26 protein-coding genes are annotated in these 21,271 nt (G+C 49.0%); 10 read left to right on the top strand and 16 right to left on the bottom strand.

The genetic code is table 11. The features are described from left to right. Nucleotides 1–39 precede the first annotated feature (39 nt). Both ACZ48S_RS07725 and ACZ48S_RS07730 read left to right on the top strand, forming a co-directional pair. A complete protein-coding gene (locus tag ACZ48S_RS07725; RefSeq protein WP_464212317.1) occupies nucleotides 40–798 on the top strand; it encodes a LabA-like NYN domain-containing protein in 759 nt (252 codons plus the stop codon). After that, entirely contained in the window at nucleotides 785–2,314 is a 1,530-nt protein-coding gene (locus ACZ48S_RS07730) for a radical SAM protein (RefSeq protein WP_464212319.1), read from the top strand. The genes ACZ48S_RS07725 and ACZ48S_RS07730 overlap by 14 nt, the downstream gene beginning before the upstream one ends. A gap of 36 nt (nucleotides 2,315–2,350) precedes the next feature. On the opposite strand, the gene ACZ48S_RS07735 is transcribed toward ACZ48S_RS07730, so the two are convergent. The 11 genes from ACZ48S_RS07735 to argF all read right to left on the bottom strand — a co-directional run bounded on the left by ACZ48S_RS07735 (nucleotide 2,351) and on the right by argF (nucleotide 11,960). Beyond that, entirely contained in the window at nucleotides 2,351–2,803 is a 453-nt protein-coding gene (locus ACZ48S_RS07735; RefSeq protein ID WP_464212321.1) for a GatB/YqeY domain-containing protein, read from the bottom strand. A 135-nt stretch (nucleotides 2,804–2,938) separates the two neighbouring features. Continuing rightward, nucleotides 2,939–3,262 carry a hypothetical protein gene (locus ACZ48S_RS07740; RefSeq protein WP_464212323.1) on the bottom strand — a complete coding sequence of 108 codons (324 nt, stop codon included), beginning with the start codon at nucleotides 3,260–3,262 and terminating at the stop codon, nucleotides 2,939–2,941. 79 nt (nucleotides 3,263–3,341) lie between these two features. After that, a complete protein-coding gene (locus tag ACZ48S_RS07745) occupies nucleotides 3,342–3,956 on the bottom strand; it encodes a class I SAM-dependent methyltransferase (RefSeq protein WP_464212325.1) in 615 nt (204 codons plus the stop codon). Nucleotides 3,957–3,968: 12 nt separating this feature from the next. Beyond that, a complete protein-coding gene (locus ACZ48S_RS07750) occupies nucleotides 3,969–4,835 on the bottom strand; it encodes a UbiA family prenyltransferase (protein ID WP_464212327.1) in 867 nt (288 codons plus the stop codon). Between the two features lie 43 nt (nucleotides 4,836–4,878). Further along, nucleotides 4,879–5,973, bottom strand: a complete 1,095-nt coding sequence (locus ACZ48S_RS07755) for a 3-dehydroquinate synthase family protein (RefSeq protein WP_464212329.1) — start codon at nucleotides 5,971–5,973, stop codon at nucleotides 4,879–4,881. An 8-nt stretch (nucleotides 5,974–5,981) separates the two neighbouring features. Beyond that, nucleotides 5,982–6,761: a class I SAM-dependent methyltransferase gene (locus tag ACZ48S_RS07760; protein WP_464212331.1), complete on the bottom strand. Its 780-nt coding sequence runs from the start codon at nucleotides 6,759–6,761 to the stop codon at nucleotides 5,982–5,984. A 1-nt stretch (nucleotide 6,762) separates the two neighbouring features. Further along, the gene (locus ACZ48S_RS07765) at nucleotides 6,763–7,527 is read right to left on the bottom strand and encodes a class I SAM-dependent methyltransferase (RefSeq protein WP_464212333.1); all 765 of its coding nucleotides are present in this window, start codon (nucleotides 7,525–7,527) and stop codon (nucleotides 6,763–6,765) included. Between the two features lie 226 nt (nucleotides 7,528–7,753). After that, complete coding sequence (locus tag ACZ48S_RS07770) at nucleotides 7,754–8,821, bottom strand: NAD(P)H-dependent glycerol-3-phosphate dehydrogenase (protein WP_464212335.1); 1,068 nt, start codon at nucleotides 8,819–8,821, stop codon at nucleotides 7,754–7,756. 41 nt (nucleotides 8,822–8,862) lie between these two features. Further along, nucleotides 8,863–9,513 (bottom strand): glycerol-3-phosphate 1-O-acyltransferase PlsY, encoded by a 651-nt coding sequence (gene plsY, locus ACZ48S_RS07775; RefSeq protein WP_464212337.1) that lies wholly within the window; start codon nucleotides 9,511–9,513, stop codon nucleotides 8,863–8,865. Then, nucleotides 9,514–10,830 carry a ribosome biogenesis GTPase Der gene (gene der / locus ACZ48S_RS07780; RefSeq protein ID WP_464212339.1) on the bottom strand — a complete coding sequence of 439 codons (1,317 nt, stop codon included), beginning with the start codon at nucleotides 10,828–10,830 and terminating at the stop codon, nucleotides 9,514–9,516. A gap of 194 nt (nucleotides 10,831–11,024) precedes the next feature. Further along, a complete protein-coding gene (gene argF / locus ACZ48S_RS07785) occupies nucleotides 11,025–11,960 on the bottom strand; it encodes an ornithine carbamoyltransferase (RefSeq protein WP_464212341.1) in 936 nt (311 codons plus the stop codon). 439 nt (nucleotides 11,961–12,399) lie between these two features. Between argF and ACZ48S_RS07790 the strand changes: the two genes are divergently transcribed. The 8 genes from ACZ48S_RS07790 to ACZ48S_RS07825 all read left to right on the top strand — a co-directional run bounded on the left by ACZ48S_RS07790 (nucleotide 12,400) and on the right by ACZ48S_RS07825 (nucleotide 18,195). Next, entirely contained in the window at nucleotides 12,400–12,771 is a 372-nt protein-coding gene (locus ACZ48S_RS07790) for a TraR/DksA family transcriptional regulator (protein WP_464212343.1), read from the top strand. Between the two features lie 8 nt (nucleotides 12,772–12,779). Continuing rightward, on the top strand, nucleotides 12,780–13,229 hold the full coding sequence (gene lspA / locus ACZ48S_RS07795) for a signal peptidase II (protein WP_464212345.1): 450 nt from the start codon (nucleotides 12,780–12,782) through the stop codon (nucleotides 13,227–13,229). A gap of 1 nt (nucleotide 13,230) precedes the next feature. Then, nucleotides 13,231–14,121 carry an RluA family pseudouridine synthase gene (locus ACZ48S_RS07800; protein WP_464212347.1) on the top strand — a complete coding sequence of 297 codons (891 nt, stop codon included), beginning with the start codon at nucleotides 13,231–13,233 and terminating at the stop codon, nucleotides 14,119–14,121. Nucleotides 14,122–14,184: 63 nt separating this feature from the next. Beyond that, nucleotides 14,185–14,703 carry an RDD family protein gene (locus ACZ48S_RS07805; protein ID WP_464212349.1) on the top strand — a complete coding sequence of 173 codons (519 nt, stop codon included), beginning with the start codon at nucleotides 14,185–14,187 and terminating at the stop codon, nucleotides 14,701–14,703. Nucleotides 14,704–14,836: 133 nt separating this feature from the next. Continuing rightward, complete coding sequence (gene gltX, locus ACZ48S_RS07810) at nucleotides 14,837–16,300, top strand: glutamate--tRNA ligase (protein WP_464212351.1); 1,464 nt, start codon at nucleotides 14,837–14,839, stop codon at nucleotides 16,298–16,300. Between the two features lie 2 nt (nucleotides 16,301–16,302). Further along, on the top strand, nucleotides 16,303–16,893 hold the full coding sequence (locus ACZ48S_RS07815) for a DUF3795 domain-containing protein (RefSeq protein WP_464212353.1): 591 nt from the start codon (nucleotides 16,303–16,305) through the stop codon (nucleotides 16,891–16,893). Between the two features lies 1 nt (nucleotide 16,894). Continuing rightward, on the top strand, nucleotides 16,895–17,161 hold the full coding sequence (locus ACZ48S_RS07820; RefSeq protein WP_464212355.1) for a hypothetical protein: 267 nt from the start codon (nucleotides 16,895–16,897) through the stop codon (nucleotides 17,159–17,161). A 44-nt stretch (nucleotides 17,162–17,205) separates the two neighbouring features. Continuing rightward, nucleotides 17,206–18,195, top strand: coding sequence for a radical SAM protein (locus tag ACZ48S_RS07825; RefSeq protein ID WP_464212357.1), 990 nt, complete (start codon nucleotides 17,206–17,208; stop codon nucleotides 18,193–18,195). A 149-nt stretch (nucleotides 18,196–18,344) separates the two neighbouring features. On the opposite strand, the gene ACZ48S_RS07830 is transcribed toward ACZ48S_RS07825, so the two are convergent. The 5 genes from ACZ48S_RS07830 to ACZ48S_RS07850 all read right to left on the bottom strand — a co-directional run bounded on the left by ACZ48S_RS07830 (nucleotide 18,345) and on the right by ACZ48S_RS07850 (nucleotide 21,256). Beyond that, nucleotides 18,345–18,479, bottom strand: coding sequence for a hypothetical protein (locus ACZ48S_RS07830; RefSeq protein WP_464212359.1), 135 nt, complete (start codon nucleotides 18,477–18,479; stop codon nucleotides 18,345–18,347). Nucleotides 18,480–18,515: 36 nt separating this feature from the next. Then, nucleotides 18,516–18,719, bottom strand: a complete 204-nt coding sequence (gene rpsU / locus ACZ48S_RS07835; RefSeq protein WP_464212361.1) for a 30S ribosomal protein S21 — start codon at nucleotides 18,717–18,719, stop codon at nucleotides 18,516–18,518. 154 nt (nucleotides 18,720–18,873) lie between these two features. After that, a complete protein-coding gene (locus ACZ48S_RS07840) occupies nucleotides 18,874–19,782 on the bottom strand; it encodes an EamA family transporter (protein ID WP_464212363.1) in 909 nt (302 codons plus the stop codon). Further along, the gene (mutM, locus tag ACZ48S_RS07845) at nucleotides 19,779–20,591 is read right to left on the bottom strand and encodes a bifunctional DNA-formamidopyrimidine glycosylase/DNA-(apurinic or apyrimidinic site) lyase (protein ID WP_464212365.1); all 813 of its coding nucleotides are present in this window, start codon (nucleotides 20,589–20,591) and stop codon (nucleotides 19,779–19,781) included. Before mutM ends, ACZ48S_RS07840 begins: the two co-directional genes overlap by 4 nt. A gap of 80 nt (nucleotides 20,592–20,671) precedes the next feature. Further along, nucleotides 20,672–21,256 carry a phosphatase PAP2 family protein gene (locus ACZ48S_RS07850; protein WP_464212367.1) on the bottom strand — a complete coding sequence of 195 codons (585 nt, stop codon included), beginning with the start codon at nucleotides 21,254–21,256 and terminating at the stop codon, nucleotides 20,672–20,674. Between the last annotated feature and the right edge of the window lie 15 nt (nucleotides 21,257–21,271).

Here is a 21,271-nt window from a genome sequence, read left to right on the forward strand (position 1 = left end):
AACACTTATAATTACACTAAACATATACGGAGGCCTTTTTTGACCGATAGAGACGACCGGGTGATGATTTTCATCGACGGTTCAAATATGTATCACTCTCTCAAAGCCCACTTCCACCGTTCTGATATCGACCTGGCTAAATTCTGTGCCAAGCTGGTGGATAAGCGGCGTTTGGTTCGAATTTACTACTACAACGTTGAGGTAGGTCAGCGGGAAGAACCGGAACGCTACAAGGACCAGCGTGTTTTCTTCGACGGGGTGGAAGCTATGCCCTACACTGAATTACGGCTGGGGCGGTTGGTTTATACCAGCGGATGGCCGAATACTCCGCCTTTTGAAAAAGGAGTGGATGTTATGCTGGCTACCGATATGCTGACGCACTGTTTTAAAAACAACTATAACACTGCCATTCTGGTTGCCGGTGATTCAGATTTTGTAGGGGCGCTTCAAGCTATCAAGGACTACGGTAAACATGTAGAAGTCGCTCTTTTCGGCGAGGAACGTACTTCGGTACCGCTGCGCAAAGTCGCTGATGTCGTTCATGTAATTGACGGCAATCTGCTTCGAGGAGTCTGGAAAACTACTCCGCCGCAGCGGTCGCGGCGTCAGCGGCGGCCTCGTCAATCCAAGCAGACACCCAAAGAACAGTCCGCTCAACCGCAGGAATCATCACAATCAGTCGCTGCCAACGGAAACTCTTCCCCGCCGACACCAGCTTCGTCTCCGCCACCGGCTCAATCTACCCAAGCCTGGCCTTTGCCACCGCCGCATCGGGGCAGTCCTAATGGTCTGGAATAGAGAGCTTAAAGGCCGTTTAGAAGCTGAATCCGGCGTGATTATCAAGGATTGGGGCGGCTGTCTGCCTGTCGCGGTAGTTTTCCCCAACAACTATAATCTCGGCATGTCCAATCTTGGTATTCATGTCCTGTATAAATGGCTGAATGGCACCGCGGACTTACTGGCCGAACGCGTTTTCTGGGATAAAAAGGCTCTTTCTTCCAGCGGTCCCCTGTCTATCGAAAGCCGCCGACCGCTGACTGATTTCAGCATAATCGCCTTCTCGATTTCCTGGGAGTTGGACTATCTCAATGTGCCGCCCATATTACGTTCCGCCGGTATCCCCGTCAATTCAAGTGAACGGGATGAAACTCACCCGCTGGTCATCGGCGGCGGTGCTGCCTTAACCGCCAACCCGGCGCCAACAGCAGCATTTTTCGATGCCGTGTGTATCGGTGAAGCTGAAGCCATCCTGCCAGGCCTCATTGATTTGTTAAATTCATCACTAGAACTGACGCGCGAGCAACTACTGGATAAACTGGCAACGTTACCCGGCATATATGTGCCGAGCCGCAGCCAAAAGCCGGTTAAGAGGCTCTGGGTGGCTGATCTGGACGCATTTACTGTGGGAACCACCATTTTCACCCGGGAAACTGAATTTGGTGATATGTACCTCATGGAAGCACAGAGAGGCTGCCGTTTTTCCTGTCGATTCTGCATGGTAACCCGGATCTCTTGCCCATTCAGGTGGCGCTCCGTCGAATTACTGCTGCGACAAGCCGAGGATAAATTAAATTACCGGGACCGCATTGCCCTGGTTGGTCCGATAGTCAGTGAACACCCACAAATTATCGAACTACTCAGAGGACTCAGGGAGCTTGGCTTCGGTCTGTCAATGAGTTCAATGAGAGTTAAACCCATCTCAACCGGCATTCTTCAAGAATTGGTTAAAGGCGGTGTCAAAAGTCTAACGATTGCCCCGGAAGCCGGAACTGAACGACTTCGTCTGTCTATCGGTAAAGGGTTCTCCGACACTGATATAATCGAGTCCGTTGAACGCATCGGCTGCTCGGGCATCAAACAGCTCACGTTATATTCCATGGTCGGCCTGCCGGAGGAAACCGATGAAGATATTCAGGCATTGATATCTCTCGTCATGAACTGCAAAAAAAAGGCAGATAAATACCGCCTGCTATTATCGCTGAATGTTTCGGCGTTTGTCCCCAAGCCACAGACCCTGTTCGAGCGTCAGCCCATGGCGAATATAGACGATATTAACAACCGCTTTTCCCTGCTTGAGCGTACTTTGCCCCCCAGGGGAATTAAGGTTAAAACCGATAATACTGACTGGGGCGCTGTTCAAGCCGCCCTTGCCCGCGGCGATGAGAGGCTCTCTGCTGTTATTGAGCAAATGGACCGTGTTTCTTTGGCCGGATGGCGACGCGCACTGAAACAAAACGGGCTTTCTACCCAACATTTCGCCGGCCGACGTTTCGACGATAGCGAAATTCTACCGTGGGATATGGTTCAGATGTAACACCTAGGACTGCTATTTTCAAAAGCCAATGAAAGCTTATTCCTTCAATAATTCGGTAACTACAGCAGCCACCTCTTTACCATCAGCTTTCCCCCGCAACATAGGAGAAAGTCTGCCCATAACCTTACCCATGTCGCGCGGACTGCTCGCGCCCACTTCGGAGATAACACGCTTCGCTTCCGCTGTAATCTCCTCACGGGTAAGCTGTCGGGGAAGATAGTTTTCCAGAATACTGATTTCAGCCTGTTCTTTCTCAGCCAGGTCTGACCGATTGCCGGAATTAAAAGCTTCGATGCTTTCCCTTCGCTGTTTAACCATTTTAGCAATCACCGCGAGGACACCGCCGTCATCAAGTGTTTTCTGTTGCTCAATCTCAGCATAATTAATCGCGGATAAAACGTTCCTCAGTGTATTCAACTTTTCCTTTTCCCCGGCACGCAGGGCCTCTTTCAAATCAGATGACAGCTTATCTTTTAAATCCGCAGACATTTATATTTCCTTTCCCAGGGTGGCCTTAAGCACATATTTTGTTTGATTTTAGGCACCGCCGCAAAGAGTGTCAAATCAACCTAAATACTATTAGCCGCTTTTTAGCGGCTAATACGGATCCGTAATAAGTTGTTACTATGTTATACCCAGTTTGAAACTGCGGTCCACTTCCTTGTGCGGCAGACCTAATTCGTCTTCCAGCCACAGTTTCACGTCAATATATGTATCAGAACCGATATCCTGGCGAGTCCATTTGAACGCGCCTTCCGCCATCTTCAATTCATGTACTTCCTTGAGCTTTTCCTCGATCTGAATTGGCCAGGTAGTCTTTTCCTTGGCCGGCACATTAGCCATGCCATCGTACTTGCGTCCCAGACACTCTTCAAAGAGGTCGGCAGATACTATCGCATAGTTTTTGCTGACAATGTGCCTGATGGCTTCTCCCAGTGTCAATCCCATGTTGATAGTTTCCCTCCTTTATAACTTGCATCGGTTATTATACCATCCCGACCCGGGTGATTAACAATTACTTACCTGGCTATTGAGACTTGGCGGCAGGTTTTTTGGCTTTGGCATAAATATACAGGCCGCGCACTACATCAAGCTCCTCAATTTCAAAGCCGGCTTCCTCCAGCATGCTGCGCCATTCTTCCTTAGTGTGAACAAACATTATACCGCGTTCAACGACATACTTAACAAAGGTATTCATAAAGAATGACAGGATGGGATTTTTCGGCTGGTAAATATCAAAAATAATAATCTTGCCGCCGGGCTTAAGCATAGTGTAACTCTTATTCAATAACCGGGAGAACAGTTTGAATTCATGGGAGGCGCTGGAATTGTAAATCCGGTCAAATTCCGCTTCCTTGAACTCCATATGGTAGGCATTGCCCTTTATAAGAGTTTTATTATCTCGTTTTACCTTGGCATTCCTCGCCAGCATAGCATCAGACTGGTCCAGACCGACAATCCGTTTTGCGTTAATGGTGTTGCAGATATATCCGGTACCGCAGCACAAGTCAAGTACATCCATTTGCGACGTGTCTTCATCAAGCATCCGCTTGCGCATACTCTCGTAAGTACCGCCCATAAACAACCTGGTAAGAAAATCATAAGCGGGCGCAATCGTTTCAAAAAATTTGGGTTCTACCATCTTCTCACCTCTTTAACTTAACAATAATCCAAAGGCTACCGACAAATTAGTCACCGAATAAACCATAACCATATATTTATTGGCTTCAGATACCCGCAACGGATCACCATAGTGTTTATGTGCCGCCCGAGCCGCAGCCCAGGCGAGCGGCATACCAATAAAAACCAGCAGCGTCAAAACCGGCAATATACCGATGCTAATAAGTATCGCCGTATATATATAAATGACACCCAACGAAATAATAAAAAGATTCTTAGCTCCAGCTGGTCCCAGGCGGTAAGTGAGATTGCGTTTACCCGCGGCCCGGTCTTCCGCGTAATCAGGAATCTCATTGATTAATATCATCGTCCACATGCACAGTCCGGGAATCAAACCAATCAAAAGAATCTGACTGGTCAGCGAACTGGTATAGATATAGTAAGCCCAGCCGGTTATGACAGGGCCGTAACCTATCATCATGGCGAGCTCTCCTAAACCCCGATAAGCCAACCGGAATGGTTTAGCAGAATAGATAATGGAAATGATGGCACCTATCGCGGCGATCCCCAGGCTGGCCATACCCACAGTTATAGCAAAATAGATTCCAATTGCCAGCGCCAGTAAATACAGCCCAATAATAACCCGCATCGCCTGGCGGGGACGGATATATCCTGATGCCAGAACCCCCGACCCGCCGGAAAAGGGATTCTTGGCACTGACTCCGCTGCGATCGGTGCCGTATTGGAAATCAAGAGTATCGTTGAACATGGTTAACGCTATTTGAACCGCTGCTGCCGCCGAAAACGCCAGAACAAAATAAAATAAGTTGAACACCCCCTCAGTAAAGGCGGCTGCACTGCCGATCAGAACCGGTAATACACCCTGGGGCAAAAACTTCAATCGCGCAGCCTGTACCCAATAGCGGAAGGGAACAGCGGATGAATTAATAGGCACTCTCAAGAACCTGTCTCAACAACGATTCCGGTACTTTACAGGAAATCTTGCCGTTCTCCTTATGGAAACAGCCAAATTTTTCAAGCAGGAAAAAGTCATTTATGGCAGTACGTCGCTTATTGTCAAACGTAAGCGTCTCTAAAATATCATCAATGGATATATCCCCGGGTATCCGGGTCGGCAAACCAATTTTTTCAAAAATATTCTCAATCCGCTCTGCGAGCTCCGGAGACATATAACCTAGCGCAACCGAAATTTTAGCTTCAATAGCCATGCCCACAGCGATAGCTTCACCGTGCAGCAACTGACCGTTTTTCCGTATTTCCAGTGCATGGCCAATAGTGTGTCCCAATTCCAGTTGAGGGTCCAATTTGCCTTCATAAGGATCAATAATCAGAAGTTCCAGCTTGAGTTCAATCGTATGTGCGGATATATATTCAATGTCTTCCCAGGAAAAATCCGGCGCCCGGCCATTGATGAACTCAAAGAAACTTTCCTCCTGGCACAGACCATGTTTGACCGATTCCGCCAGCCCGGCTCTGATCTGCCGCTCCGGCAGTTTTCTAAGAAACGCGAAATCAATAAAGACAAATTCGGGCGGATAGTACTGCCCAAAGAGGTTTTTACCCCGTTTATAATTAACCGCCTGTTTCTGCCCGATAGCTGAATCTATTTGGGCAACCATGGTGGTCGGTACGTGGAAAAAGCGTATGCCGCGGAACAGGAGCGCTGCCAGCAATCCACCAAGATTGCCGACCACCCCACCTCCGAGACAGACAATCACCGAAGACTTTGTAGCTCTGGCATCAAGTACTTGAGCACCTATCTTTTCCAGTGTAGCCAGAGTCTTGGATTGTTCCCCGGCCGGAAAAGTAAAGGCGTGAGTTTCTGCAACCTTTTCCAATTCGGTTTTTACCTCGGCCAGGTGGGTTCCGGCCACATTCTCATCGGTAACAATAAAAAACTTGTCCGCGTTAAGCGGGCGTGCACACTCAGCCAAGTTGTCCAGGATATCCCGGCCCAGAAAAATAGGACGGTAGCGGCCGCCGCCGATATCATACTGCAATGTCTTTAATTCAGTCATTTCCCTCTTCATTTCTTATAGCCTGCTACAACGGTTCCCATTCCGCCGCTTTGGTATCTATGCCACACATCAGCGAATCCATTATCGGTTAATATTTTGGCAATATCGGTATTTTTAGGCAACAGCATCACCGAGTGATAAAGATACCGGGGAGATCCCTTGGCAGTTCCCAGTATTGTACCGGCTATCGGCAGCAGGTATTTTAAGGCAAATAGATAAAGCCCGCGCAAGGGCTGTTTCTCCGGCTTGGTCATATCCTGAATAATAAAAATTCCACCCGGCTTGAGCGCTTTATAAACATTCTCCGCCGCCAGGTTTTTATTCGCGAAATTCCGGAAAGCGAAACATGTGGCGATAACATCGTATTTGTTCTCACCGTAGGGCACTTCAGAATCACCGACCCAGAAACGGATATCCCGATCTTTGAACTTCTTTTGAAAACGTTCTTGAGCCACTTCCACCATCTCCGGGACAAGATCAAAAGCATCTATGCTGATATCAGGGAAATGACGGGTTGTGTTGAAGGTAACGAAGCCGGTTCCACATGCCAGGTCAAGCATCTTGATAGCGGTTTTGTCTTTTTTATAGTGGCCTATAATCTTGAGAACATCCCTGACCCAGCGTCGATGAATACCCATTCCGATAATATCGTCATGCAGATCATACTTGGGTGCCTGATAGCCGAAAAGCTCAAGCATATAAGCTTTGCGTTTTTTAGCCGCTTCTGATTCAAATCCAGGGTCTTTTAAGCTTTTTTCCATGGTTTTTGTTGTTGTTCCTGCCGCCATGCTAAGCCTCCGGTTTATAGCCGACAATGATACAGGCAATACCGGCTGACAGACTCCTATAGTAGCAATTAACCATACCATTGTCTTCCAGTATTTTTTGTATCTGAGCATTGGTCGGCATCATGTCGGTACTCTTCTTCAGCCAACCGGCGGCTGATTTCTCCGTACCTAGTATCCTAGCCAGCACCGGCAGGATGTATTTCATATAGAAAGCGTACAAGCCCTTCATCGGCTGCTTCTCCGGTTTGGTCAAGTCCTGGATAATAAAAATGCCGCCGGGCTTTAAGGCATTAAAAACATTCTTAGTAGCCAGATGCTTATTGGCGAAATTGCGATAAGCAAAAGAAGTGGTCACAATATCATATTTATTTTCGCCGAACGGGACTTCGGCGTCAGCAACCCAGAACTTGATGTTGCGCCCTTTGAATCCTTTTTCATACCTTTCTTTAGCCACGCTGACCATATCAGGAGACAGGTCAAAGGATTCGATATCAATGCCGGGTAGTTTGCGGGCAACATTAAAGGTGACAAAACCGGTACCGCAACCCATATCCAGCATATCAGCCCGGCTCTTGCCCTTCATGAATTTCTCGATAATCTTAACCATGGTACGCACCCACATCCGGTGAGCGTACAATCCATAAATATCATCATGGAAATCATAGTTCTTAGCCTGCACCACAAACAGGTCAACCATGTATTTCTTTCGTTTTCTTGCTTCTTCCGATTCAAATCCCGGGTCGTTAACCGGAGCTATCGTTTCCATGCGCACTCCTTGCCCTTTAATAATCAAAATTGAACGGCCCAAAACTTCCTCTGAAAAAAGGCCGGTTTAGTATTATAAAATATGTCAGATAAAGCAGTTATGAATAGCTCTAAATAATAGAGTTGATTACCAAACATGTCAAATCCAAACACCCCTACTGGAACAACCGGCAACACAAATCTCACAGACAAAAATTCTTACTGACACATCATCGGAATGACCGGTATTAAAACACTATTTCCGGTCTTTTACGGCGGCGAAAAAGGTTGAATAAGCCCCAGCGGCGCCCGGCCAGTTCATGGCCGGCCACAGCAGCCATCAGGTCCTTAACAGATGCCCGTAGATCTTCGTCCTGGTACAGCACCCTGTAGAGCCTTTCGGTTATAGGCATCTCAATACCAAGTTTTTGGGCCAGGTTCCAGGCAACCAGAGTGGTTGAAACACCTTCGGCAACTCCGCTCATGGTAGCCTCGATATCTTTCAGCGCTTCACCTCGAGTCAGACGTTCCCCTACCTGGTGATTACGTGATAGCTTGCTGGAGCAGGTGGCGATGAGGTCTCCCTGGCCGGCTAGACCGGAAAGAGTCAATGGATTAGCCCCCAGCGCCGCCCCAAGCGCCGTTATCTCCGTCAGCCCGCGGGTCATCAAAGCGGCCTTGGTATTATCACCGTAACCCAGTCCATCAACAATACCGGCACATAATGCGATGATATTCTTCAGGGCGCCGCCAAGTTCAACACCTACCACGTCGGTATTGGTAAAAGCGCAAAAATCAGGCGAGTTAATCAGTTTAACCCCTCGGCGGGCGCGTGACTCTTTTTCTGCGGCAATAACAGCCACCGCCGGACGACCGGCCAGGATTTCCCACGCCAGATTGGGTCCTGAAAGAACGCAAATATTACCATGATGCTCTTTCCGGGTTTCATCAGTGATTACCTGCGTCATTCGCTTGCCGCTGGCTATCTCCAGACCCTTGGCGGCAGAGATTATCAAGGTACGTTTCCCTATATGAGGAGCGATAATTTTAAGGTTTTGACGCATGGATTGAGAAGGCACCGCAAGTACCACCGCGTCAACATTATGCATCGCTTCCTTAACATCCCCGGTTACCTGAATACCGGATGGTAATACGAACCCTTCAGGTAGCTTGGACGAAGCAAATCCACTCTGTCTCACCCGGGATGCTTCCTGGTCAGTACGAGTTAATATACGAACGCTGGCCTCTTTGCGGACCATAACGGAGGCCAGTGTAATCCCCCAGGTGGTAGCGCCGATAACGGCAATTTTAGGCATTGATTAACCGCCTTTGATTAAGGTTTCAAGGCTGACTAATTTCAGCGCGATTTTTCGGTAACTTTACGCTCTTTACCGGCTATCAGCCGCTGAATATTGTCCCGATGCATCACGATAATGATTACCGCTCCGACAAGTGCGTAAACCAGGTATTCGACCGGAAGACCGCTGACCAGCGAAAGCGGTATCATAATGGCATAAGCACCGGTAACCCCGGCTATACTGCCCAGGGAAGCAAAGCCGGTCAAGCCTACCCCGATGATAAAAACCTCGCCTCCAAAAACTGCCGCCAGCGGATAAAGCGCAATAAAGCCGCCGAAAAAGGTAGCCACGCCGCGACCGCCTTTGAAATGATTGAACACCGGGAATATATGACCCATGACCGCTGCCAGGGCGGCTATTACCTGCGCCATCAGCAATCCCAGATGGTAATCACCTATCAGCACATATTCATGACCGATAACCACTCCGGCCAACCAGACCGCCAGTACGCCTTTAAGCATATCCAGCCCGGCTACCAAAGCTGCTGTTTTCCGTCCCAACGTCCGTAATACGTTAGTTGCCCCGGTACGTCCGCTGCCCTGGGCAGTAATATCCAGGTTGGCTTTTCTCCGGGCTATAAGATACCCAATAGGAATGCTGCCAATCAGGTAGGCAGCTATGACAACGAGTAAAAACTCGGTTATAAACATCTATTTTTCACCCCTGCTCTTAAAAGTAAACTTGATGGGTGTGCCATGGAAACCATAGCTTTCCCGCAGCCGGTTTTCCAAAAATCTCTGAAAGGAAAAATGAACCAGATTAGGGTCATTTACAAAAAACACTATCTCCGGAGGGCAGATACCTACCTGTGCTGCGTATAACACTTTCAACATACGCCCGGCTGCTCGCGGCGGAGAGTGACGGGACAAGACATGCCGCACCAGACTGTTTAATTCCGGAGTGGGAATACGACGGGACCGTTCAGCCTGGACTTCGAAAGCGGCCGGAATAATCTGGTCAGTGCCATCACCAGTCATGGCGGAAACATAGAGTCGACGCGCATAAGGGATAAATTTAAAACGCGCTGCCATATTCTTATCAAATTCAGCCATGTCCACGCCTTTTAAAAGGTCAGACTTATTGACCACTAAAATCAGACCGCGATTTTTATCCCGTGCGTAACCAGCTATATGGGTATCCTGGGCGGTTGCTGGTTCACCGGCATCAAGAACTACCAGAACCACATCAGCGCGGTCGATTGCGTTGAGGGAGCGTATCACGCTGTACTCTTCAACTCCCCGTTCAATCCGGCCACGTCGTCGTATCCCGGCAGTATCAATAAGTACCACACCACCGGCATTGAAGTCAATAGATGTATCAATAGCGTCACGAGTAGTCCCGGGAACCGGAGATACTATGGAACGCTCCTCACCGATAAGAGCGTTAAGCAGTGAAGACTTTCCGACATTAGCCCGGCCGCCAACGGCAATCTGCAAGCGCTCCGGTTCACCGGGAACGCTCGCCGACGCCGGCAGCAATTCAATTATCCGGTCAAGCAGGTCCTCACGACCACGACCGTGATAAGCTGATACTGGTATTGGTTCACCCATGCCGAGAGAATAGAATTCAGCCGCGTGGTCGACCAGGCGAGTATTATCAACTTTGTTGACAGTCACCACAATCGGTTTACCACTGCGACGTACTTCTTGAGCGACTTCTTCATCCTGGGGCGTTAGACCCGACTTGGCATCGACCAGGAATAGAACTACAGCCGCCTCACGCATGGCCGTCCTGACCTGGTCGTTCACCGCCCCGGAGATTACATCAAGTGCACCACCCGTCATCCCTCCAGTATCAACCAGAACAAACTCCCTGCCTGCGTATTCAGACAAAACATGCAGCCTGTCACGGGTAGTTCCCGGAAAATCTTCGGTGATGGCTTGGCGCTTGCCGGTAAGCCGATTAAGAAGAGTTGATTTGCCGACGTTCTGGCGTCCAACGATAGCCACGCTTGGAATATTAGTCATTTTTATACAAATCTATGATTTTGTTACTTTCAGTAATCAACTCTGGAAACAGTTATTTTACCCTATGTCACTGCAGACTTACCGGGCAACCTTTCCAGCCTGGATTTACGTTACTGTTTCTTTAATCTAATTATATCACGGGTCGGTATTAAGACTTATTTCCTTACCCGAAAAATCCCCAGCGTACAAACAACTTAAGCCGCCCATGACATCAACAGCCCACCCAGCATATCCGCTAATAGCGCTTTTTGAATATGCAACCGATTCTCGGCCTGGTCAAAAACAACTGATTGTGGCCGGTCCAGTAAACCTTCAGATAATTCCTGGCCATAATGTGCCGGTAGCGGATGCATAATTATGGCATCCGGTTTAGCTTGCGCCAGTAATGCTTCATTGACCTGGTAAGATTTAAAATCTCTAATTCTGATTTGATTCTCCGCTTCCTGACCCATTGATACCCAGACATCAGTATAAATGACATCAGCGCCTCGGACTGCCTCTTCAGGACGTTCGACAGCATCAAACATACAGCCATTGGCCTCAGCCAAACAAAGAGCCTGGCGAACTATTTCAGCGGGTAATTCATAACCTCGCGGAGAGGCAATAGTAAAATTCATCCCGGTAGACAGAGATGCCAAAGCAAGGCTCACCGCTACATTATTACCATCACCAACATAGGCTAACTTTAGCCCGGGAAATTCCCCTTTGTGTTCAAAAACAGTCATCAGGTCAGCTAGAGCCTGGCAGGGATGCTCGGTATCGGAAAGAGCATTTATTACCGGCACACTGGCCCATTGCGCCAATTCCTGCAGTGTGCCCTGACTGAAAGTCCTCACCGCCAGTGCGTCGGCATAACGGGACAGCACCCTGGCCACATCAGAGATACTCTCTCTTTTTCCCAAACCTACTTCCGCTGGCGAAAGATAAATGGCTTCACCGCCAAGTTGCTTCATCGCCAGCTCAAAACTGACGCGGGTGCGGAGGGAAGGTTTTTCAAACAGCAGCGCCAGTGTCTTCCCGGACAGGGTTTTTTGATGCGGTTCGGCTTTCAAGGCGATAGCATCAGAAAGCAGCAATCTGATTTCATGACTTTCAAGGTCAGAGATGGATAAAAGGTCTTTGGATCTCATAGTTATTCACCGCAATTAGTATTGGCATAGTATAACACATGACTAAAAAGAAGACCCGCCTTTCCCACGGTAAATCAAAAAGTAATCCGGTCCACCAAAAAATACGTTGTTTTTAGAATAAGCTAACGATGTAACTATAAATAAAAGCCAACTAAAAACCAGCTTTTACGGCCGACATTTTTGCCCTGTTGCCATAAACCATATTTTAGTCTACACTAATGATAAGATGCTTTATTTAAACCGGCGTGGCTGCGCTCCAACCAGCCTTAATTTTACATCCGGTTTGGACGCTCCGTTCAGGTGCGGGAAATTTTGCCGCGCCTGTTACCTGCGCTGGTAAAATTACGCCTCAATAACAAACGCATCATTCAGCCAATTATCCCTTATTCGCCGTACCATCGTATGTAGTCATATAAGTCAAATAGCCGAGAGGATCAAAATGACCACAAAAAAAGAAACCGCCTTATACAAGGAACTCGAGGTTAAACTGAAAAGTGAACATCAGAGACTGACTGAGCAACTGGAGGCGTTGAAAGCTTCAGCGCCACAGGAAGACCGGCGCGAAGGCTCTCCTTTCGGCAAACGGGAGGAAGAAGCCACCGAAACATCGGACCTGGAAAACCGGCTGGCGATGGAAAAAAGGGTTTTGGACCAATTAGCCGATGTAAATAACGCTCTGGATAAACTGGGGAAGGAAACATTCGGTAAATGTGAGAAATGCGGGCAGACCATCGCGCCCGAGAGGCTGGCCGTATTACCGTATGCCAAATTCTGCATCACCTGTAAATCCAAGATGGGCAAGTTCGCTTAAGCCGGCTGATGTTTCTGTTGGTGTTTGCCGGTGTCTTTATACTGGACCAACTTAGTAAACACATGGTGCGGAGCAGCATGTTTCCGGGTGAGTCTATCCCGACCGAGGGTTTCTTCCGACTGGAATATGTTCAGAACACTGGTGCTGCCTTCGGTATCCTGGATGACGCGAGACTGCTGCTCATAACTGTCGGGCTGATATCTTTGGGCGTCATCACCTGGGTGACTCAAAGCCACCGTATTACCTTTCTTAATTCGACATGGGGACGTCTGTCAACAGGCCTGGTGGCCGGCGGTATCCTGGGTAATCTGATTGACCGAATATTTTTCGGTTATGTCACCGATTTTGCCAAAGCGGGTTTCTGGCCTAATTTCAATATAGCCGATTCGGCACTAGTAATCGGCATGGCTCTTCTGGCCATCCTTTTTTTCAGGGAAGAAAGTTCAAGAGGCCATTGAGTTGCGGAAAACGGAATTGATCGCTGACATCAGCGGTAATCGGCTGGATAAATATATCGCCGGACAGATCAAAGAGCTTTCCCGGGTTCAAATACGAGAACTGATTGATAACAACTGGGTGACCGTCAACGGACTTCATGTAAAACCTTCATATCAATTAGATTCCGGCGACAGAATAAAATTAGTCATCCCACCGCCGCCACCTTCGGGAACGGCTGCGGAAAATATACCACTGAAAGTACTGTATGAAGACAATGAACTGGCTGTAATCGACAAACCTGCCGGCTTAACTACTCACCCGGCTCCAGGTCACGCCTCCGGCACTCTACTTAACGCCTTGATGAGTAGATTTCCGGAATTACTCAACGAAGGGGGCGAACGTCCGGGCATCGTCCACCGACTGGATAAAAACACCTCCGGATTAATGGTAATCGCCCGCACTCGGCAAGCCCAGGCGGCTTTGGCCGAGCAATTCAAGAAACGGGAAGTAACCAAGGTCTACCTCGCCCTGGTGAAAGGTACCGTGGAGCCTTCGGAAGGTATTATTGAAGCCCCCATAGGCCGTCATCAGCAGCAACGTAAAAAAATGGCAATAACCGGAAACGGGCGTGAAGCCAGAAGTCAATACCGGGTCATCAAGCGCTTCAAAAACTGCACTCTGCTGGAAGTGCGTATCTACACCGGACGAACCCATCAGATAAGAGTACACCTAAAGTCTATCGGCTATCCCGTCATCGGTGATGAAACATACGGGATTATGTCTGAAAAATTTTCACGCCAGTTTCTGCATTCACACCGCCTGAGTTTTAAGCAACCCTCGAGTGGATGTGTCCTCAGTTTCACTTCAGAACTGCCGCCTGACCTTTCCATACCCCTTTCCAGTTTAACCTAGCTTCATAAACGCGCCCATTGTATAATTGAACCCGGTTGTCTGAAACATACTCGGGAGCGCTCTTTGATTTCTGAAAAAAACAGAAGGCCGATAGCTTTGGAATTCGCCGGATTTTGGCGGCGCTTGGCAGCTTTTCTTATTGATTTGACCGTGATGGGAGCCACGGCGTCATTTTTAACTCCATTCCGCTGGTTCGGCTTCGGCAATTTTTTTGACCTCTCCAACTTTATTGAGGTTCCCATTCTGTCACTGCCATTTGTAGCTGTGGCCAACCCAATGTCAGCTATACTCAGTGGTGTTTATTTCGTCGCCCTCTGGGCTTGGCGAGATCAGACACTGGGAATGATGATGCTCAATATCAGGCTCATCAGGACCGACGGGACCAACGTTGACACCGGCCACAGCATTACACGCTTGGTTGGGTCCATCCTGGCCGCAGTACCCATTTTCGTCGGTTTTATTTGGATTGCTTTTGACGAAAGAAAGCAGGGCTGGCATGATAAGCTGGCGGCGACTTATGTGGTAAAAATCCCAAAACTGCAGGACGCGGAGACAGCCACACCTCCCGCGGCTGGAATTTAAGCTGATAGTGCTTGAAGTGCCGATTGGAGAGTCAATACTATCCGATTCGGACCCACCTTTCTAGTTCCAAAATTGGAATCGTGGTTTCATTGCCAAAACAGCGGTTAAATAATTAATCATTGGTAGAGGGAAAATGAGCAGACAAATCAGGGTGCGTTACGCGCCTTCACCGACCGGATATCCCCATGTGGGTAATATCCGCGCAGCGCTTTTCAACTGGCTTTTCGCTCGTCATAACGGCGGTCGATTCCTGGTACGCATTGAAGATACCGACCGGACCCGATACGTTGAAGGCGCGGTAGAGGCCATTCTCAACGGATTACGCTGGCTGGGCATGGACTGGGATGAAGGACCGGAAAAAGGCGGCGATTTCGGGCCATATTTCCAGTCACAGCGCCTGGAAAAATACCAAGCAGCCGCTGAACATTTGATAGCCCGGGGCCATGCTTATTACTGTTACTGCTCGTCAGAAAGGCTGGCAAACATGCGGGCGGAACAGTCCGCAGCCAAACAACCTCCTGGTTATGACCGCTTTTGCCGGAACCGCCAGGGGCCTGTCCCGGAGGATATAACTCCGGTAGTACGTTTCAAGATACCGCTTGAAGGCCGGACGGAATTCAACGACCTCATACGCGGTAGAGTAACCTTCGAAAACGGACTGATGGATGATTTTGTACTGCTCAAGAGCGACGGGTTCCCTACCTACCACCTGGCTAACATAATTGATGACCACGCGATGGGTATTACCCATGTTATCCGCGGTGAAGAGTGGCTCTCCAGCGCGCCTCGTCACCTGATGCTGTACGAGGCTCTCAGCTATGAGCCGCCCCAGTATGCCCACCTGCCGATGATACTGGGCACTGACCGCTCCAAACTGTCAAAGCGCCATGGTGCCGTATCTATTATTGATTATCAAACACAGGGTTACCTGCCTGAGGCGATGATAAATTTTCTGGCTCTTCTGGGTTGGTCCCTGGATGACAAAACCGATATTATGGATATCCGAACTATAATCGATAACTTTTCAATGGAACGGATTTCCAAAACAGCCGCCATCTTCAATGTGGAAAAACTTGATTGGATGAATGGGGTATACATCCGTGGGTTAACCCTGGATGATTTCACCCGGCGGGCACGGCCGTTTTTATCCGAAGGAGTACCTGAATCCGGTAATTTTCCCCATGATTATGTCAAAAACGCATTGGCTTTATTACAGGAACGCATAAAAACACTTGGGGAGTTCCGGGACTGCCCCGAACTGACCCGGTTTTTTTTCCATAGCTCCCTGGTTTATGAACCGACGGCGCTATTAGGCAAAAAAATGACCGCGGCGACAGTCCGTAATGCCCTGGAAGCCTCACGGGACTGCATCAATAAGTTGGCTGAATTTGATGCCGCGTCGCTGGAAAGAGAATTCCGCGCTTTGGCTGAACACCTGCAGCTCAAACCTGGGCCTTTATTCGGTTGCCTGAGAATAGCCATGACCGGACAAACCGTTTCACCCCCTCTTTTTGAGACTATGGCAGTACTGGGCAGAGAAAAAGTAATGCATCGCCTGCGGGCAGCCCTGGGCAAAGCCCTGGAACTACCGGAATAAAGATGGCAGAACCGGTTATTAAAAGTTTTCCTTCAATAGGCGCCTGCGGCGTGGACTGCGGCCTGTGCTCCCGTCATCATACCGATGGCGTTTCGCGTTGTCCCGGTTGTGCCGGTGCCGGCTTTGGCGCCTGGGGCTGCGCAATCCAGAAATGCTGTGTTCAGCAGCATCGGCTGGAATGCTGTGCCCAGTGTCCAGAAGCGGATGGCTGCCGTCGACTGGATAAGGTAATGAAAGCCTCGACAAAAACTGACTCATTTATTTCATATCTGCCATTAACGGAAAATCACAGGATAATCCAAAATCTGGGAATTATTGAAGCCGCCCGCCGGCAGGATGCCAGGATGGATTTCCTGAAAGGCCTGCTGGCAAGTCACAACGACGGCCGCAGCAAGGGTTTTTATTGTCTGGCAGTGCAATTGTTGCCGCTGGATGAACTACAGAGCACGGTCAATCGTCTTTCAGATGAACTCGCGGCCAACCCCGAAGTCAAAGTCCGCGCTTCACTGCTGCGCCGGGCTTTCAATAAACTTGCGTCGGGAAAAGGTTTAACGCTAAAGTTAAGACGCCCGAAAAAGGAGGATATAGCTTAGTATGGCTGCGGCGCTTACCAGACAAGACGCGATAAACTGGCTGGTCAAATATGGAATAATTCCCTACTGGGATTCAATTGATAATAAGCCCATGTTCCGAAAAGCGGATGTAAAGAAAGACAGTGTTCCCGGCATCAACCAGAAAACTGAAGAACAAGTCCGGCCGGGGCTGATTAAACTACTGGGATTGGGAACAGAAGAAGAATGCGCTTCAATACGAATCAACGTAGAACATCTGCTACGGGAACAGGGTAAACTTCTTCGATAATTCAGATCCATAAAGAAACCTATTAACACTTAGAGAGTTTAATATTGGAACAATTACCAGCCTATATTGAATTATACGAATCCGGCGAGTTGGAACGCCGCGTTGAACGTCTGGAAGCTCGTCTGGAAAACTGTGACATCTGTCCCCGGCAATGCGGCGTCAACCGGCTGAAAAACGAGCATGGTTCCTGCGGCGCCGGTAAACTGGTGGCCGTAGCTTCGGTCTGTGCTCATCATGGTGAAGAACCTGTCATATCCGGCAGCCGGGGTTCGGGAACCATCTTCTTTGGTAATTGCAATCTGAGGTGTGTTTATTGTCAGAACCACCAAATCTCCCAGCGGCCGGAATTGCAGCGGGCCAACCAGGTATCACCCTCACGGCTGGCCAACCGTATGCTCCACCTCCAGAACGACCTGGAATGCCATAATATAAACTTGGTATCTCCATCTCATTACATACCTCAGATAATGCGTGCCCTGTTTGAAGCCATTCCCAAAGGGCTGAAGCTACCCATCGTTTATAATACCAACGCCTATGATGACCTGGATACTCTGGCCGAACTGGATGGTATTGTCAGTGTATATCTGCCCGACCTGAAATATGCGGACAGCAACCTGGCGGCCCGGCTTTCCGATGTACCCCATTACGTGGCTACCGCCCGCAGCGCTATCCAGGAAATGTACCGACAGACAGGGGAACTCCAGACAGACCAAAGCGACCTGGCGGTAAAAGGTCTCATTATCCGGCACCTGATACTGCCCAATGACCTGGCGGGTAGCGAAGCTTCAATAAAGTGGATTGCCCGGGAGTTGTCACCTACAGTGCCGGTCAGCGTAATGGCTCAGTACACACCACAGCATCGGGCTATGGAAGTACCGTTACTGTCACGCAGTATCAATGCCGCTGAATACCGGCGGGTAATCAATCTACTTGATGTCCTGGGAATGGAAAACGGCTGGCTCCAAGATGACAGCGCCCAGGAATACTATCTTCCTGACTTCAGCCAGGAAGGACATCCCTTTGAAAGAAGCTGAAGGGCTGGTTGAATATGCTGTCACGAACCCGGCATAGACTCGGCAGTAACCACCCCGCTTTGGCATGTTGATATAAAAAAACCTATCGTGAATGTTGCTAATCACGATAGGTTTTAGATTGCTTTAACCAAAAAAAGCGTTACTGGCTTCTAGCCGCCTTTACGTTTGCGATTGCAAAAAGCAAACTTTATCTTGTTTCCGCTGACTTTATCCTTCTTGTTGACATTCTCGATAAATGTCTGCAACTCTAAATCTTTCTTTTTTGTCGAGGCTTTCTCAGCCATATTTATTTTATCTCCCCAAAAATTAACTGGTTATTTTTATCTCTTGCCTGCCGCTTTGCGGGCAGCCTTGATTGCGGCTCTCCTGGTAGCCGTTTCTTTACGTTTGCGCCGCGTAAGAGGTTTCTCAAAACGGGTGCGTCGCCTGGCTTCACGTATAACGCCGTCAAGCTGGACTTTGCGGTTAAACCGCTTGAGCATCCCTTCGAAACTCTCGTTATATTCCGGTCTGACTTCGGTCAAAAAGAATCACCTACTTCCTGTTTGGGAATAAAACCCATCCTGATAGGACGGACTCTTATTCTGAACTTTCCGGAGATTGATGTCAAGTACCTGTGCTCGTTCAATCTGCGAATTTCCATTGGCGGTAAGCCCCGTCTCATCCGGCAAAAATTGTTTATGATAGATAAATCATGGCAATGCCAAGACCTATCAGCAGCGTAGCCGCCAGACGGATTATAAAAGCCCCGCGGCTGGAATCCAGCTGAAGCAGAACTCCTGGCAACAGCCGATTTATCGTCATAGCCAGAATAAAGACAAAAATTGGCCGGGCGCCGGTAATAGCGGAGACCAGCGATACCGGACCTGAGGCTATCGCTTGAAATACCAGTAGAATACCGGTCATAGCCAGGATTTCATTGGCAATGATCATAGCCAAAGTGCGGCTGAACCGCGGCAGTTTTCGAATCTCGCTAATAACCGATTTCCTCAAAGAGAAAGCCAGGTACATAACCACCAGGCATAAAGAACCTATCCAATACATATTCCAGAAAGATAATTCCCCCAGGGCATGTTTACTGGCTACATCAGCTCCTGCATTCAAAACAGCGGCCAGCATCAATAGCAGCACCGGGCGCCAGCGCCATTTGATACCACCTCCAGCGCCCCGCTGCATAGAAAGAAGCACCGTACCGCCCACAATAATGCCTATTGCCAGCCATTGCACCAGTATCAGTGACTCGCCGAGTAAAGGAACCGCCATCAGGGCTACAAAAACCGGATAGGTATGATACAGCGGTATCGCCCAGGAAACTTCCTCCGTGCGATATATACTGAGCAGCAAACCGATTGAAACTGCCCGTATAATCCCGGAAGCCACCGCCGCCCCGACAGCCCCGCCGCTGACCTGGGCGGGTAACGGAAACATAAACATAACTGCCAGAGTCAATACCAGCACGACGCCGGTAACCGGAAGCAAAAAAGCTCGCAGCGACGGCAGTCGCCGTCCTATTAGATGACTGTCTAATACATTAACCCCGGCTAAAACGACCGTACCCAGGATAGCAATAACTAGCCAGTCAGTCATTTCACCTGACACGCCGGACAAAGATAAGTTCCCCGCCCGCGTACCACAATTCGCTGCAACAGGCCATTGCAGCGAACACAGTTTTCATTGCGCTTGTGAGCTACCTTAAAAGTAAAATGGGCCTGCCCGAGTTCCCCGCCTGGACGTATATAATTGGCAATACTGGCCCCTTTGCTTTCAATGGCTCCAGTCAATATTTGGCGTATCGCCTTATGCAGCCTCCGGTATTCTTCCCGGGTCAGACTATCCGCCGGACGCAGCGGGTGAATTCCGGCTTCGAATAGCGCCTCATCGGCATACATATTACCGATTCCCGCAATGAGTGTCTGGTCCAGTAAAGTCGGTTTAACCGGGCTTTTGCGTTTTTTTAGGATTGTTTCTAAAACCCCGGCGGTAAAACCCGGCTCGAGCGGCTCTGGGCCAAGTTTATCCAGTACAGCTTCGCCCTCAACTATTTTCATCCGACCGAACTTACGCGGGTCACGAAAATATATTTTTACGCCATTATCCAGTGTTACCTCTGCCCTGTTATAATCCGGAGGCGGGCTTCCCGGAGCGGCGGCTATCAGAGCACCGGTCATCTTAAGGTGAGTAAGCAATCTCTTACCCCCTGAGAGCCGCCAGACAACGAATTTTCCCCGCCGGTAAACCTCTTCAATCAACCGGCCTGTCAATCCGCTTATAAATTCCTCAACAGCATGTCCTTTAACCGTACCCGGCCACCAAACCTTGACGGCAGCGATTTGACGTCCGATAACATACGGCCTTATTTCGTTGGTTACCGTTTCAACTTCGGGCAGTTCCGGCATCCTGGACCCCCATAATTATTCATATTTATTCATTCTCAGATAATCAGCTTTAATTTTCTGTCACCCCAACAACAGGCTGTCTACATTGCAGTGGATAACTCTCTCCTGGTTTGCCTTAGCACCGGCATCAATACCAGGGTACCCAATAATAAGCCACCCAGCACGTCGGTAGGCCAATGAACACCAAGATACAACCTTGATAATCCGACCAAAACCAGCATCCCCGCCAAAAAGACCCGCCACCCAACAAGCCACTTCTGGTTCTTAATTATCGAACTTAACCAAAAAAACAAAAAACCGAAAAAAACAGTGAAGTACGATGTGTGACCGGACACAAAACTGAAATTGCCGCCGTCAGGACGCGGTCGGTCTACCAATCCTTTAATAACCCCGGTAGCCAGGGATACCACCCCCAGTGCCAGAGCAAACCATAGAGCTTCCCTCCGGTATCCCTTAATCCAGAGAAAAAGAAACACTGACAGTGCCAGGATTATTGAAGGCCAGGTTTCACCAATAAAATCCATTCCATTCATTACCGGCTCAAGCAATGGTAAATCCCAGGCGATAACCCAGTCCAAAAATATCCGGTCAAAGGAAAACAGGCTGCCACTGGCCGCCTGGGCTCCGAGTACCAGGCTCAACAATAGTAGAGTGTAAGTAATCATCGTATATAGAGCAGG

This window comes from Dehalogenimonas sp. NIT-SK1 (assembly GCF_055384165.1).

What these genes read in the sequence shown, in the direction of transcription:
- lspA (WP_464212345.1), top strand. Translation starts at nt 12,780, where the DNA reads ATGTTTCTGTTGGTGTTTGCCGGTGTCTTTATACTGGACCAACTTAGT.
- ACZ48S_RS07790 (WP_464212343.1), top strand. Translation starts at nt 12,400, where the DNA reads ATGACCACAAAAAAAGAAACCGCCTTATACAAGGAACTCGAGGTTAAA.
- ACZ48S_RS07820 (WP_464212355.1), top strand. Translation starts at nt 16,895, where the DNA reads ATGGCTGCGGCGCTTACCAGACAAGACGCGATAAACTGGCTGGTCAAA.
- argF (WP_464212341.1), bottom strand. Translation starts at nt 11,960, where the DNA reads ATGAGATCCAAAGACCTTTTATCCATCTCTGACCTTGAAAGTCATGAA.
- ACZ48S_RS07740 (WP_464212323.1), bottom strand. Translation starts at nt 3,262, where the DNA reads ATGGGATTGACACTGGGAGAAGCCATCAGGCACATTGTCAGCAAAAAC.
- ACZ48S_RS07755 (WP_464212329.1), bottom strand. Translation starts at nt 5,973, where the DNA reads ATGACTGAATTAAAGACATTGCAGTATGATATCGGCGGCGGCCGCTAC.
- ACZ48S_RS07830 (WP_464212359.1), bottom strand. Translation starts at nt 18,479, where the DNA reads ATGGCTGAGAAAGCCTCGACAAAAAAGAAAGATTTAGAGTTGCAGACA.
- ACZ48S_RS07730 (WP_464212319.1), top strand. Translation starts at nt 785, where the DNA reads ATGGTCTGGAATAGAGAGCTTAAAGGCCGTTTAGAAGCTGAATCCGGC.
- der (WP_464212339.1), bottom strand. Translation starts at nt 10,830, where the DNA reads ATGACTAATATTCCAAGCGTGGCTATCGTTGGACGCCAGAACGTCGGC.
- ACZ48S_RS07760 (WP_464212331.1), bottom strand. Translation starts at nt 6,761, where the DNA reads ATGGCGGCAGGAACAACAACAAAAACCATGGAAAAAAGCTTAAAAGAC.
- ACZ48S_RS07815 (WP_464212353.1), top strand. Translation starts at nt 16,303, where the DNA reads ATGGCAGAACCGGTTATTAAAAGTTTTCCTTCAATAGGCGCCTGCGGC.
- ACZ48S_RS07735 (WP_464212321.1), bottom strand. Translation starts at nt 2,803, where the DNA reads ATGTCTGCGGATTTAAAAGATAAGCTGTCATCTGATTTGAAAGAGGCC.
- plsY (WP_464212337.1), bottom strand. Translation starts at nt 9,513, where the DNA reads ATGTTTATAACCGAGTTTTTACTCGTTGTCATAGCTGCCTACCTGATT.
- gltX (WP_464212351.1), top strand. Translation starts at nt 14,837, where the DNA reads ATGAGCAGACAAATCAGGGTGCGTTACGCGCCTTCACCGACCGGATAT.
- ACZ48S_RS07745 (WP_464212325.1), bottom strand. Translation starts at nt 3,956, where the DNA reads ATGGTAGAACCCAAATTTTTTGAAACGATTGCGCCCGCTTATGATTTT.
- ACZ48S_RS07850 (WP_464212367.1), bottom strand. Translation starts at nt 21,256, where the DNA reads ATGATTACTTACACTCTACTATTGTTGAGCCTGGTACTCGGAGCCCAG.
- mutM (WP_464212365.1), bottom strand. Translation starts at nt 20,591, where the DNA reads ATGCCGGAACTGCCCGAAGTTGAAACGGTAACCAACGAAATAAGGCCG.
- ACZ48S_RS07840 (WP_464212363.1), bottom strand. Translation starts at nt 19,782, where the DNA reads ATGACTGACTGGCTAGTTATTGCTATCCTGGGTACGGTCGTTTTAGCC.
- ACZ48S_RS07765 (WP_464212333.1), bottom strand. Translation starts at nt 7,527, where the DNA reads ATGGAAACGATAGCTCCGGTTAACGACCCGGGATTTGAATCGGAAGAA.
- ACZ48S_RS07770 (WP_464212335.1), bottom strand. Translation starts at nt 8,821, where the DNA reads ATGCCTAAAATTGCCGTTATCGGCGCTACCACCTGGGGGATTACACTG.